This window comes from Marinobacter sp., assembly GCF_041687235.1.
In the GTDB taxonomy this organism is placed as follows: domain Bacteria; phylum Pseudomonadota; class Gammaproteobacteria; order Pseudomonadales; family Oleiphilaceae; genus Marinobacter.
The window spans coordinates 100,711-113,316 of the sequence record NZ_JAWLCH010000005.1; the positions used below are offsets into that span (position 1 = coordinate 100,711).

General features: G+C 47.2%; 12 protein-coding genes. 4 read left to right on the forward strand and 8 right to left on the reverse strand.

Annotated elements, in window-relative coordinates; genetic code table 11:
* The first annotated feature begins 414 nt into the window (after nt 1–414).
* From ACESMK_RS09020 to ACESMK_RS09035, 4 genes are all read left to right on the forward strand, one after another.
* Nucleotides 415–1,275, forward strand: a complete 861-nt coding sequence (locus ACESMK_RS09020) for a ParA family protein (protein WP_372997407.1) — start codon at nt 415–417, stop codon at nt 1,273–1,275.
* Entirely contained in the window at nt 1,259–2,413 is a 1,155-nt protein-coding gene (locus tag ACESMK_RS09025; RefSeq protein ID WP_372997409.1) for a ParB/RepB/Spo0J family partition protein, read from the forward strand. The genes ACESMK_RS09020 and ACESMK_RS09025 overlap by 17 nt, the downstream gene beginning before the upstream one ends.
* Before the next feature lie 122 nt (nt 2,414–2,535).
* Entirely contained in the window at nt 2,536–5,022 is a 2,487-nt protein-coding gene (locus ACESMK_RS09030) for a DotA/TraY family protein (protein ID WP_372997411.1), read from the forward strand.
* 14 nt (nt 5,023–5,036) lie between these two features.
* A complete protein-coding gene (locus ACESMK_RS09035; protein ID WP_372997413.1) occupies nt 5,037–5,636 on the forward strand; it encodes a hypothetical protein in 600 nt (199 codons plus the stop codon).
* Between the two features lie 9 nt (nt 5,637–5,645).
* Here ACESMK_RS09035 and ACESMK_RS09040 read toward each other — a convergent pair whose 3' ends face one another.
* From ACESMK_RS09040 to ACESMK_RS09075, 8 genes are all read right to left on the reverse strand, one after another.
* Complete coding sequence (locus tag ACESMK_RS09040; RefSeq protein ID WP_372997415.1) at nt 5,646–5,921, reverse strand: hypothetical protein; 276 nt, start codon at nt 5,919–5,921, stop codon at nt 5,646–5,648.
* Nucleotides 5,922–5,983: 62 nt separating this feature from the next.
* Nucleotides 5,984–6,628: an HNH endonuclease gene (locus ACESMK_RS09045; RefSeq protein WP_372997417.1), complete on the reverse strand. Its 645-nt coding sequence runs from the start codon at nt 6,626–6,628 to the stop codon at nt 5,984–5,986.
* Between the two features lie 6 nt (nt 6,629–6,634).
* On the reverse strand, nt 6,635–7,015 hold the full coding sequence (locus tag ACESMK_RS09050) for a DUF6750 family protein (RefSeq protein ID WP_372997419.1): 381 nt from the start codon (nt 7,013–7,015) through the stop codon (nt 6,635–6,637).
* 14 nt (nt 7,016–7,029) lie between these two features.
* The gene (locus ACESMK_RS09055; RefSeq protein ID WP_372997421.1) at nt 7,030–8,625 is read right to left on the reverse strand and encodes a hypothetical protein; all 1,596 of its coding nucleotides are present in this window, start codon (nt 8,623–8,625) and stop codon (nt 7,030–7,032) included.
* The gene (locus ACESMK_RS09060; protein ID WP_372997423.1) at nt 8,622–9,992 is read right to left on the reverse strand and encodes a DotG/IcmE/VirB10 family protein; all 1,371 of its coding nucleotides are present in this window, start codon (nt 9,990–9,992) and stop codon (nt 8,622–8,624) included. The genes ACESMK_RS09055 and ACESMK_RS09060 overlap by 4 nt, the downstream gene beginning before the upstream one ends.
* Before the next feature lies 1 nt (nt 9,993).
* Nucleotides 9,994–10,995, reverse strand: a complete 1,002-nt coding sequence (locus ACESMK_RS09065) for a DotH/IcmK family type IV secretion protein (RefSeq protein WP_372997425.1) — start codon at nt 10,993–10,995, stop codon at nt 9,994–9,996.
* Nucleotides 10,992–11,585: a hypothetical protein gene (locus tag ACESMK_RS09070; RefSeq protein ID WP_372997427.1), complete on the reverse strand. Its 594-nt coding sequence runs from the start codon at nt 11,583–11,585 to the stop codon at nt 10,992–10,994. The genes ACESMK_RS09065 and ACESMK_RS09070 overlap by 4 nt, the downstream gene beginning before the upstream one ends.
* Nucleotides 11,582–12,343, reverse strand: a complete 762-nt coding sequence (locus tag ACESMK_RS09075) for a DotI/IcmL family type IV secretion protein (protein ID WP_372997429.1) — start codon at nt 12,341–12,343, stop codon at nt 11,582–11,584. The genes ACESMK_RS09070 and ACESMK_RS09075 overlap by 4 nt, the downstream gene beginning before the upstream one ends.
* Nucleotides 12,344–12,606 lie beyond the last annotated feature (263 nt).

A 12,606-nucleotide genomic window follows, 5' to 3' on the forward strand; every position in this document is an offset into this window, starting at 1 on the left:
TTTTTGCAGTTTTTTTGGATTGCTTAACCCATCAATATCACAAAAAACGTCTTTTTTGCCGATGACCTAATAATTTTTATAAATAATTATATTTATTTATAAATAATATATAATTTATAAATCTGCCTTGTACCTAAGCGTCAGTTTAACCGTGAAACTCACGCCTGTCAATGCTCGGATGTTGGGCAGGTTAAGCCTTAAAATTCAGGTGAATTTAACCGTGAAACTTGGGCTGATCAGAAGCAGGAAAAATAGCAGTGTAGTCCTATAGGCATCGAATGGGGGCAACTATCTACGAGTGAAATGATAAGCAAAGCAGGATTCAAGTTGCACCTCACTCTTGCGCTTACGTGAAAAAAGTGGAGAATACGTAAAACAAGTTTTTCGTTACGCATACAGATACGGGAAGAAGGTATGACAACCCAAGCTAAAGTCATCGTGGTTGGGAACAAAAAGGGTGGTGCAGGGAAAACCACAATTTCGATCCACATGGCAGGAACTCTGCATCGGTATGGCAAGAAGGTTTTGCTGGTCGAACAAGACACTCAAGGCTCGATTGCAGACGCTCACAAGTTGAGAATCAAGTATGTTGGTGAACCATCATTTGACTATCACTTTCAACCAAGCAAGTTGGATAGGGATGATCTTCTAAAGCTTGCAGAAGGCTATGACTATGTTGTTGTAGACTCGCCGCCGGGGACAGCGAAGGATCCAGCGGGTGGTGACTTTGAAGCCAAGATAGGTCCAGGATCAGCGAAAGCATCTATCAGGCCAGAAACCTTGTATTCATTTACTGCTGCAGACCTGATTGTCATCCCGACAAAAATGAATAGGACGGATATCCATTCAGTTTGGAACTACATCAATATCTGCTCAACTCACCTGGCGATGTTGCAGAAATCAAACGTAACCCCTGTGCGACAAGCTGTGGTTATTCCTAATGAGCTTGATCCAAAATGGGGCTATGCAAAAGAGCGGAAAATAATTCAGACATCTGTTGATAGGTGTGACAAGGGTCGCGGGTTGGTCAGCCTTGCGAGTACACCGATAATTAAATATCGCCGTTATTCTGATCTCCAGTGGGATGGCAAAACAGCTGCAGATCTTGGTGAAGATAGGGCTCGCTACCTCTTTGAGAAGACCTTGTTTGAAGATGTGCTCCCGAAGATCGGGGTCGTGGATCCAAGGTCGAAGCGGGATAAGATTAAAGCAAACGAATACAGCAGACAGACGATCTTAAAGATTTACGGAGGCGAAGATGCTTGCATCGCATAAAAAAGCAGATCCAAACGATGTGGTTGATGGGTTCGATTCAGAAGACACGATTGAGCAAGAGGCTGAGTTTGAAAAACTTTCAGAAATTCTCGCAATCAAGGAAACCTACATCAAAGAGGAGCGGCTGTTTAAGTTAGACCCTGACCTCATTCATCCAGATCCTGACCAGCCAAGAAAACATTTTGATGAAGAAGAAGTTAAAGCTCGAGCTTCGTCAATGGATGAATTGGGTCAGCATACTGCTATCAAGGTTTACTTCAGTGAGAAAAACCAAAAGATTCAAATCTGGTTTGGTGAGACTCGCTGGCGGGCCAAAAAAGACTACTGCAAGGATCGGCTTGTTCTTTGTCAGTTGGTCCCAGAACCTGATGATGATACTAAGTTCGACAACCAGGTTGACGAAAACCTACAGCGGGCTGCATTCACAGTCGCAGAGCTTCTCGATATCACGGAAAAATATATTGAGCGGTACACAGAACAGGGCCATGAAGATGTAACTAATAGAGTTGCGGAGCGATTGAAATGCGCTAAATCTGAGGTAAGTCGCCGGGCCACGATCATCACAGCGATGAAAAAAGACGATGAACTTATTGGCACGTCCTTCAGGGCCGTCATAGAAGATCGCAAACTCGAAAATATGTCCGCACTATATTTTCTTGCGTCAGCACTTATGGCCGATTGCACGGAGCGAAAGAAAGGGCCCGCCAGAGATCTAGTTCTTCAGGCCTTAAACGATGGCGACAATATCACCAAGGAAGCTGCTAACCAGGCATACAAGCAAGCAACAGGTAAGGCGAAACTTTCCTACAAGTGGGAACCAAAATATCTTGAAGTTCCTGGTAAAAAGGATGCAAAGAATTCGGGTGAAGCTGAGGATACCGATTCTTCGAATGGCCCCGTTGCTGAAGAAACCTCTGAAAAGCTGAATGGTGAACAGCAATCTCTATCTTCAGAAAACGCGGCACAGCAAACTGCTCCCACAAAGCCCAAACCTCCCGGTCGTGTGCTGAAGAGCCTTCAAGTTGATGTGTTGGAGAACTCGGAGTATCTGAAGTTAACGGCAAACACTGGCTATATCACCAAGGAGCAGGCGCTGCAGCTTTCAGAGAATCTTCGGATAGCCGCAGAGAGCATGTAGTTCTCAAAGCTGTCAAAGGGGCACATTTGTGCCCCTTTTTTTTTGTCGCCAACAAACCCTAAACAAGATACAATTACAGCTAAGTCAAGTTGTCAGTCACTCAAAGTAGAAGTATTTCTCTGATGGAAGACGAAAGCTGGATTGATACCGCCAGAACACTGTTTGAGCCGGCCCCGCAAAGTGTTGCAGAAACACTTCTTGCAAAGGTATTTGGGAACTGGGTTTTCAGTGAAAATGCTCCTCGTGGTACCGAGCAAGGTCCACTCATTTACGGCAACTTCATGGGCGTTGATGAAGTAGCTCTTCTGACAACGTTACTTGGCTACAGTGGAATCCTTGCAGCTGCATTTGGCCTGATCATCTCAAGTTACACCTTTATCATGCAGATGGTTAAAAATGCTTGGTCAGGTTCTTTTGCAGCTGATGGCATTAACTCAGTTTTCTGGCCAGCGAGAACTGTTGCCGCATTGGCATTGATTATACCGATAGTGACGATCGGCACGGGTGACAGACAGACACAAATCGCCACGTCACAACTAATGATGATGGAAATAGCGAAAGCTGGCTCCGGTTTTGCGGATAACGTATCTGCAGCATACGTAACGAACGCCTTCGCGTACCCGTTGAACAACGCTAGACCACCAGATACGCAAGATGCAGTAATTGCAATGTTTGAGATTGCTGCGTGCTCCGTGATTGTTGCTACAAAGGAGGGTGAAAACGAACCTAAGTTTGCAACCATTGCCACCGCTCATAAAGCAAATGGCACTGCCGTAAGTTTCATTCCTTCAAATTATGTGGACAATGACAAAGTAAACCAGTGGCGACAAAAATTGACTAACAGTCCAGGAGGTTCCGCTAAACGAAGAATCCAAACTGTGGGATCTGTTAACCAAGCTATTCAATCTGCATTCAATGAATCTGACACAAAAAGAATCAGTTTTGGGTCTGAGGGTCGCTGCGGCCAGCTGAGCTTCACACTCGAAAACAATAGTAGATCGAATGCAGGCGGTAGGGACTCGACGGCTGCGACGTACCTTCAAGCGGCCCAAAATGCAATTACTGCTACTTATAAGCCCTCATACCGAGTGCTCGCATCAAACATGTTCCAGTTCGTTGAATCTCGTGTTTCGAATGGGAGCTACAAAACTTTAATCGAAACATCGGCAAGGATAGACCCAGCTGAAAATCAAGAGGCTGCTGTTCTTTATCAGACCATCATTGATTTCAACACTCTAGTTTACACAAATGTAAGTAACAGCCTTGAAAACCTAAGCCAACAACTCAGTGGCAACCTTTTCCAGCCAATTTTGGACGGCGGGTGGGCGGCACTAGGTGCGGTTTACAACGTTATTCCAAGAATATCCAGCCTAGCAATTTCTAACACATCTGAAGCTCACCAGTTGGTATCTTCGTCAATATCAGAAATACCCTGTGCTGAAGTCACGGGAATAATGGGATTCATTAAGGATGAAAACTGTGAAGCAAAAAATGATGTATTAAGTTATAGCTCACTGGTGGTGGATTTAACAAGAAAATACAGAGCAACATTTAACGATTCAAGTCGTCCCGAAATAGGTGTTCTTGATTACTGTACGATTTCACAATGTAACCTGAGGGCTGCTAAAGAAAGCGCTGCCTCAACGTTTTCAGAAACCACGCTAAATGCTCTGGCTTATAGTGGTAACTGGTTAAACCGAGCCGATAATGCAACCATAAACGCTTCTGAAAACGTTACGGTAAACAGTGGTAATGATCCTGGCGATTTGGGAAGTCGTGATTGGCGTGCGACACGGGATCCGCACCCATTAAACACACTGGCAGGTTTAGGGACCTCTATGCAAACACTCGGGGTCGCATATCAAGTTGTAACAACAACCCTACTTGTCACACAAAAGACCATTGATAAAGGGTCTGAATCATCTATACCTGGAATAGGGAATCTACTAAGCGCAGCCGGAGGTGCCTTGGCCGCTTTATTCGGCGTTCTTGCGGGATTCATGGAGACACTCTCTATAGCGATGATCACCAGTGGCTTCTATCTTACCTATGTTCTCCCTATGATCCCTTTTCTGATTTTTGCGATGCAGGTCGTTGGGTGGTTAGCAACAACAGTAGAAGGAATGTTTGCAGTAACATTCGCTGTATCTCTTCTTACCAATAGTGACGGCGATGGTGCAATTAATACAGGATTCCTAAAAGCTCTAAGTCTAACTGCGGCTATTTTTCTAAAGCCATTTTTCATCGTTATAGGCGTGGCGGTCGCGAACGCTGTGGCAGCTCCGATATTTTCGTTTTTCAATACCCAATATTGGCGAGCCTGGAATATAGATAATGCTCTAAGTGGATCTGCATCTAACGTAATTTATGAAGTGTCCGCTCAGCTTTTAGTATATGTTATTGCTGTGACAATTCTTGTCCGATTCATTTATTCAATTCAGCACATTATTCCTGACTCAATGAATAACTGGATATCTGGCGGGATTGTAAATCCGTTTGGAGTTCCTGATGCGGCAAATGAAGTTCAGAAAAATGTAAAGAGTCAAGTCTCTTATATTACTGGTTCAGTTGCTGGCTCTCGTAACCCAGCTTCAAAGAAACAGAATTAAGATGGTAAGAATTTATGAAAGATGATGTCAATAAAAGAAGAAAACCAAGTAAAGGACTTCGTAGGTTTTTAGCTGTAACGATGGGGCCGAGAGCATTTGTATCTCAGTCTTTTGGAACAGATGTTGGGAGTACGTTAAAAGATCAATATACAGAATGGAAGAAGGTCAACGATGTTAATATCAAGGAAGTTATAGCTAAAAGAAAAGGGTTCGACTTTGAGAAGAAATGCTTCGAGAATAGGCGTCGGCCTGATGACGTAAGGAAAGCATATAGAAATGTCGCGGTAATTCAGGGCTTTTTGTGGTTTGGGATTTCGCTGACTGCGGCTATAGCGTTGGCAGGATCCGGATCTGTTATTGCCGGGCTTTTCAATATCCTGGCGTTGATTGCCCTTCCGGCAATGCTTTTAGCGGCCACTCATCACCAGATTTGTATCAAGGAAAAAAGGTTCTTGTCTCCTGGAGAACTACTGAAGTTTATATCCAGAAGGCCAGGAACATTGATTCCATCGTCTCTACCACCTGAATGGCGCCTGTACACAAAGGATCCGCAGGCTGAGAGTAAGGCGGAAATGACGCCCAAGAGAAAGGTTACAATAAAGAAAAGGGGCTAGGCCCCTTTTTTATGGCCTATAAAACGCGGCCAAAAATGAAGTTACGATCGATGGGAACAAGAGATATTTGAAGAAGAAGAAAACGAACTCTAACGGAACGATCACAGAAAGATAGAACAAAGTACTTTCTGAAGAAACCCTCCAGTCGAGCACCCACTCATAAAACCACATCAAAAAGCCATCCCACCAAGAAAAGGGGGGAAGCTGAATAAGCCAGATGGCATACACCAAACCGAAGATCATCAGTCCGGTCAGGAAAAAAGAACCATGGGATCCTGAGCGCATAACATTGCCTCTTGAAAATCCCTCTACACGCAACCAAATGATAAAATAACGTGTAGAGGGAGTCAAGTAGATTGAGAGAATGCTTCAGCTATTTTGCCCCACCGGGCGACAGGATATCCAGCGTATACGTCAGACACATCGCGAATATGGTCTTCAAAACTATCCCTGTGGTACAGGATCTTGATATCCCTGAGGATGCCGATACGCCTCTTGTACGCCTTCTCATTGAGTCTCAGAAGGTAGTCTCCAAGCAGCTTGGGGTCACTATAGCCCAGCAGGGCCTCAGCACCTCGCGCAGTTAATGCAAGCGATCTGAGAAGGCTTGCGCACTGATCTTTAACAGTGAGTAGTTTGGAGTCTTCTCCAACCCAAAGAGTTCGAAGCAGGTGGTTTAACTCAGCTTGCTGAATACCAGGCAATCGAACTAGCAGACCCGCGTTTTTAACGCCCACGAACCCGATATGGTGGGCAAGATGGCACAGTCGGCAGGCAGTAATCAGGTTTTGAGGGGAGTTGTCGCCATGCTCACCACTTAGATGATGAACCTCCTGCTTGCCTTCCAAACGAAGATCGCAGTATTGGCAGGTGTGATTGTCTCGCTCAAGAATCTTAGGACGGATCTGCTGATACGCCCGGTCTTTTTCATGAGACCGGGCGTCATCCATCCGAAACTTACTGCGTTTGACAGAAAGTACGATGGATTTCATATCAGATTATCCCTGGAACTGCTGAAGTTGATTGTTGACGTTACCGGATGCATCATTGCTGCCGCCAAGCGTCATGGTCATAACCGCAATAACCAAAGGCACAATGGTCAAAGCTGCGCCACCGACGATGAATTTCAGTGCCTTGGACCCGGCATCAGGCTCCTGGGGATTGTCACTTTTCTTCACGTAGTACCAGATCCCGTAAGAAACACAGCCAACACCCGCCAGAAACGCAGCCGCTAAGACCAGCATTCCAATCGCGCCAAGCTGATCCAACCAACCGCCTTCGTCAGTGATACGTGAAGCAAGATCTTCCTGAGCATGCGCAACATTGGTGACTGCAAATGCTGCAACGGAAACGTAGGCTTTAAGCATGAGGTTTTTCATAGGTATTCTCCTGATTACATGTTGCTGAGGGGGATAAAGTACTGGCCGGCCAGTACGCGGTCTTGTTTGACCGAATGCACTTTGCCGAGTCCAGCTATTTCAGATCCAGGGGTAATCGTGATTGAGTTACCTTCTGGGGTTATGATGACAGCTCTGCGAGGGGGAATAAGAGCCGAAGCTTCCCATCCCTGAGGTGCCCGCTGAATTGTCGGGAAACGTGAATCAACTGTAGAGCGGTTGCGAGAAGATGCAGCGACCGTTGCAGGATTCAAGGATTTGGAGATGGCAGCTGTACGAGGCACTTGAGGCTTATTGTCCGTGCCTTCGCTCCTGGTGTCGGACTCAGCAGCTTCCTGCGACAATCGTTGCTCCCGCAAGCTCTCGGGAGCTCTGACGTGATCAATGAACCATCCGTTGCTAAAGATAACAGCGTCACCGTTGCCAATAATCTCTTCAACTGTGAGATTGCTCCCGGCCGCCAAGATGTTTCTCTCGCCCTCTTCAAGAGTAATAACTTTGTTGGTAGGGGAGAGCGCCACTACTCGGTTGTTAACACCTGCGTTCGCAAGAATTGAAAATTCACCAAGTCGTGTTAGGCCCTTAACTTTCTGTTTCACAAGCTCCGACCGAACGTCTTCTTCACTTTTTTCTTCAGCGATTTTCTGTTCAAGCTCATCAATTCGCTTTAGTTGAGCTTCCAGTCGTCCGAGTGTTTCCCGAAGGTCACCAAAACGGTCACCAATTTTGGCCGTCATCGACTCTTCAATTTTCTCAATCTGAGCGTTGATCTCATTACGCATTTCATCAATCTGGGAATCATCAAGTGCCACGTTCTGGGCAGGCCTGGACGATTGAGTCGGAGTTCCGGACTGCTGAACTGCTGTAGGGGTTGGGTTTTGAGCACGGCTCTGGCTAATGACGTTCTGGTTTTGCTCAGAACCTATTTGAGCCACAGTGAATCCTTTGTTTTCGTTTGCAGGAGACGACTGTTGCCGACCAGTGTCAACACCATCTGGGTTTGCGGTGGTTTCAGGCTGTCTAGGGCCCTGCTCATTTACCGGTGGTTTTGGTGTGGACTTCAGTACAGTTGTAACGTTTCTGCTTTGTGCGGCCGGAGCTGATGTCTGAGTAAAGGCTGAGTAGAAGACAAAGCCACCAGCGCCAAGCATCAGAACAAGCCCGGCAACAGCAGATCCGACAACAAGACCCTTCTTACTTTTCTGGGGCTTATTCGTTGAAGCTTCTGAAGCCGCGCCAGCCTCTTCTTCAGGCAACTCAAAAGATTCACCTTGCTGGTCCAGTTGTTCTGAGTCCAACGTTTCCTGAACAACGGGAGGATTATCGTCGAGAACATCAGGTTCCTCATCCTCCGCCTGCTCCATTGCCTGTTCAAGAACCTCCACATAGCGCTCAAAGTCAGAGCCTACGTACTCCCCGTATTGATGAACAACCTCATCACTGGTTGCACCAGTTTCAAGAAGAGTAACGATGTCGTTCAAAACTTCGGAGTCATAGATAAAGTTTTGACCGGACTCATCATCTTCAACTTCCCAATCTGCGCTCAGTTGAATGGCGCGATTGAGGATTTCGATCCAACTTTCAGAGCTCATCTCTTAACCTCGACTTCACTTAGGATCCAGATTCCAACCTGTTCACCGTTGTAAACTTCAACAGTAACTGGACGATTAATTTGCTCCTGAAGTACCGGTACCATGCGACCAAGACCTGTGCCCACGGTAAATTTGACCTGATCGGCAGCATCAGGGATGTCACTTGATTCATTAACGGTTGCGCCTTCTGGGCTTGTGGTGGTGGTGCTATTTCGTAGTGTTTCGGCATAGGCGCCACCAAAGGTGCCAAGAAGATAAGGCACCCAGCGACTCAGGTAATGGTTGTCGTAGTCGCTAGCGATACCTGGTTGGAAGGTTTCAGCATTAACAATCAGTGCTCGGACGTCATAACTCTCACCGCGGTAGATCATTTGGGTGATTTGGGGAACAACTGCCTCACCTTGAACAGGCACCTCCTCCGCCAAGAAAACGGCGCCATCAAGCGGTGGCGTTACTGACTCAAACGACATTGGGCCGCCTATGTCAGAGTTATGCGCAGTAGTAGCTACTCCGAAAAGTCGTGTATCTGCGGGTATCTTGAAAGTGGATGGGCTTTCACCAGATGGATTTTGAGAAAAGGCCAAATCTTCACCATACCCACCAGTGACGAACGGGATCTCATCATTAGATGCTCCATTGGAATCGGAACTCCCAGAGTTGCTGGTATCTCGAGAGGCGGAACTGTAACTGGTGTAAGTTCCGTAGTTGGCCTGGGATTCAGCGACCTTTCGCAGATCCTCTTTTGCTTGTTCGCCAAGTGACTTAGCCTCTTCAATTTCGTCTTTCAAAGTCCAGCCTTCTGGCTGGCTTTGACTAGCCCGACGATTCTGATTGGTCTGGCCTGGCGGGGTTACCGGAGTCGGGTTTCCCGTTGAAACTCGTTGAGACTGACTTTGCAAAGTGTCCAGCGCCAAATCACCAGTGTCTCTCTTAGTGTCAACGGATTCCTCTGCAGCAGACTCCTCAGCCCGTTCCTGATTTTGTAACGTTACTTGCTCGATGTACGTTTGACCCTGAGTTCGAGCGTTTTCCGCCTGTTGCTCGCGAGTTTCACGTTGTTGGCGGGCAATAGGGCTGTCCTCAGAAAGCTCAGTTTCGCGAACATTACCTTGATTGGTTCTGTTAACAACACTGGCATTGTTTGTGGAATTCTCGGTTGTCTCTTCTGGGGCGCTCATGATCATGTATGTGAATAGGCCCGCAGCAACTACGCCGATCACCAAAAAACCACGCCCACCCTTCTTGAAGGCATTTTTGAGAGCAGCTTTGCGTCTGGCACGATCTTCTCGATCTTGCTCTTCGCCATAGGAGTCCCAAAAGGTATTGGCTTCCTGATCTGGGCTATCCTGAATGTTTTCGTCGGCCATATTAAGAACCAATAGTTACTCTTACAGATTCGCCATCGGGCGTTCTTAGGTAGGCAGTTGCCTGGGATGGATCTTCGATCCGGTAAACATAAATTCCACTTACATCCTGAATCTGAGCGCGTGGGGGGCTTTCCATCCAGAACTTGCTGCGCAAATAAAGCCGACCGTTGATAATCCAGGCCCGGCCTGCATCTTGTAGTCCAGTCAAGTCAACTTCTTCAGCGCCATTAGGAATGTCATTGACTGCCAATCTGAACATGATCTCGTCTTCACCACCGCCATAGCCTGCATCAGAAAGCATTGTAGGGTTGGTTTTAGCGTTCGGGCCCGGCATGTTAAGGCGAACATTCAAAACACAAACATTCTCTTCTTCATCGCCGACCAGGCGAACCACGATCGGTTGCGGATATCCCTCCAGCAAAAGGTTATTAGTGGCCATGGCGAAGGGCTTCTGTACTGCAACTTCGTAGATATGAGGTTGTTGCTCAAGGATCTCGCTTGAGAAAGCTCCAGAATCACCCTGGGTGTGCCCATCCAACGGCCAAACCTGGCCTGTGGAGTCTTGAAAAATTAGATGAGCCGGGGATCGAGAAGCAATCGGCAAGCGGATGGCCTCAGGATTGCTGTTGCTATAAGAGATCGTCTTAATCTGGCATGCGGCCTCTCTTAACGGGGTATTGCGGGCCCGGATTTGCTCTTCCTGAACTACTCGCTGATCGATGATGATCTTAGGAGGAATGCCCAGCTTTTGGTCACGCTCACGGGCATACGCTTTTTCCCGTTCGAGCTCCCTAAGCTCTGCACGAATAGGCTCAAGATTTTTTTCTTGCCAGATATAGCGACTCATTGCCTCACGACGCTGCTTCATGACAGTTTCGTCTTTTTCAGTGGGAGTGAACATCAACACACCGTCCCCAGAATCGGAGGAATTCTGAGCTACAGAAAAACCGGAGAAAACGAACAAAGTGAGGCCCATTGCCAAAGGGGTCACATGCTTGATCATGCCTGTTCCCTCATGAAAAAGGACGTAAAACGAAAGCCGGAAAAGTACAGGGAATCGGGTGTATCGAACGTCATGGTTGCGTCAATTAACCAACGCTTTGTGGCAGTCCGGCCCGGTAGAAACAATGTCGTCATAATTTCAGTTTGATACCTCCAGATCGGCCGACCGCCAGCGGAACCTTCATAAATCATGAAAGGGCCTCGTTTGTTGACTGACTGGACAACCGCACCACTTTGAGGATTTTCCTGCATGTATCTACCGAAAGAGCTTCGAGTGATAACCTTTTCAAAAGCCCCCTGAGAATTAATGTCAAAATAAAACAAGGCACAGTTATTGGTCGTTTCTTCCATCTCTGTAGTCGTGAAAGAAAAGCACTCACGAAGCGTCTTTTTTATCCAGTGTTCCCGTGCAATTGGACCAACATTTGGTATTGGAAGCAGGGGTGCACGAACTACCGGGCTACTATCTGGGCGAATATCAATCCGAGGATGGAAGTCAAAAAGTAAGCGTCCAGCAACGGCAATCATCAGGATCGCGGAAAGGATGTAGAGGGGCTTGATGCTCTTGTTTGCCACATCAGGGAAACTCATGAGCCGCTCCCGTAAACAAGAGCATCAACAGACATTCCGGCACTATTGAGCAGCCGGCTCTCACGAATGATGAACATGGTTACGTTGATGTTTGCATAACGACGACGCTTCTCAGCTGTGTCATACCACTGCCAGCGAACTGGAACCGTAAAGACCCATGTGAAACGATTGTTGGTAAGCCGATACTCTTCGATTACCGGCACTGACTGGATCTCAGCGAGGGTAGAGTATCGGCCGGAAACCAATGGCTGGAGATCTCCCGCAGCCTCCAGCGCCTGGAGAAAGTCCTTTCGCCCACCGGATGTGAAATACTCGTCCAAGGCTTCGTTCATGTTCGCCTTGGGATTCAGGTTGGACAATGACAGAACATCCTCGATCGCCTCTGCAGCAAAGTCACGCGCATCTGCATCAGTAATATCGCCTTGCTCGCTGAGAGGCTTCAAATTGATCAAGCGATAATCGTCAGTGGCGGGAATGTTGTAATGATCAGGCGTCCAGAAGAAGACCATGACAAACAACACGAATGATCCGATGCAAAGTCCAAGCGCCCAAAAAAAATTCGACAGATTGCTGTCCACAAAGGCCAAGCGAGACTGGTTCTCTTTATAAGTCTTGGGGCCTTGGGTGGGTACCGGAGCGTTAGCGGCAGGATTGGCCTGCGCCGGAGCTTTTTTACGAACGACACGAGCAGGCGAGGCCTTGGCTTTTTGGCCAGATGCCTTAATTGTTTTCCGTACTGGTGTTTTAGCGTTCGTCATTAATTAAAAGCTCTACTGATTGAACCAATCCATCCTGGGTGGAAAGTCTCAGAACGTGATGTGTCTTACTGACCCATAGAACTGTTGAAAGCACCAGGAAAACAGCTGATAAAGCCACCAGCCTGCGAGTCCAGCGCTTCATCCTGATACTTGCGAGCCCAACTGAAGCTGGCGGCAAAGTCTTTGAAGAGAACCGAATGGAATCCTCTTGATCGACTTTCTCACTCCACAGCTTCTTTTCTAAGGCCTTCGGATCAAATTCG

Excerpts from the sequence above, each read along its gene's own strand:
- ACESMK_RS09030 (WP_372997411.1), top strand. The coding sequence starts at position 2,536 with ATGGAAGACGAAAGCTGGATTGATACCGCCAGAACACTGTTTGAGCCG.
- ACESMK_RS09025 (WP_372997409.1), top strand. The coding sequence starts at position 1,259 with ATGCTTGCATCGCATAAAAAAGCAGATCCAAACGATGTGGTTGATGGG.
- ACESMK_RS09020 (WP_372997407.1), top strand. The coding sequence starts at position 415 with ATGACAACCCAAGCTAAAGTCATCGTGGTTGGGAACAAAAAGGGTGGT.
- ACESMK_RS09075 (WP_372997429.1), bottom strand. The coding sequence starts at position 12,343 with ATGACGAACGCTAAAACACCAGTACGGAAAACAATTAAGGCATCTGGC.
- ACESMK_RS09065 (WP_372997425.1), bottom strand. The coding sequence starts at position 10,995 with ATGATCAAGCATGTGACCCCTTTGGCAATGGGCCTCACTTTGTTCGTT.
- ACESMK_RS09070 (WP_372997427.1), bottom strand. The coding sequence starts at position 11,585 with ATGAGTTTCCCTGATGTGGCAAACAAGAGCATCAAGCCCCTCTACATC.
- ACESMK_RS09035 (WP_372997413.1), top strand. The coding sequence starts at position 5,037 with ATGAAAGATGATGTCAATAAAAGAAGAAAACCAAGTAAAGGACTTCGT.
- ACESMK_RS09060 (WP_372997423.1), bottom strand. The coding sequence starts at position 9,992 with ATGGCCGACGAAAACATTCAGGATAGCCCAGATCAGGAAGCCAATACC.
- ACESMK_RS09040 (WP_372997415.1), bottom strand. The coding sequence starts at position 5,921 with ATGCGCTCAGGATCCCATGGTTCTTTTTTCCTGACCGGACTGATGATC.
- ACESMK_RS09045 (WP_372997417.1), bottom strand. The coding sequence starts at position 6,628 with ATGAAATCCATCGTACTTTCTGTCAAACGCAGTAAGTTTCGGATGGAT.
- ACESMK_RS09050 (WP_372997419.1), bottom strand. The coding sequence starts at position 7,015 with ATGAAAAACCTCATGCTTAAAGCCTACGTTTCCGTTGCAGCATTTGCA.
- ACESMK_RS09055 (WP_372997421.1), bottom strand. The coding sequence starts at position 8,625 with ATGAGCTCTGAAAGTTGGATCGAAATCCTCAATCGCGCCATTCAACTG.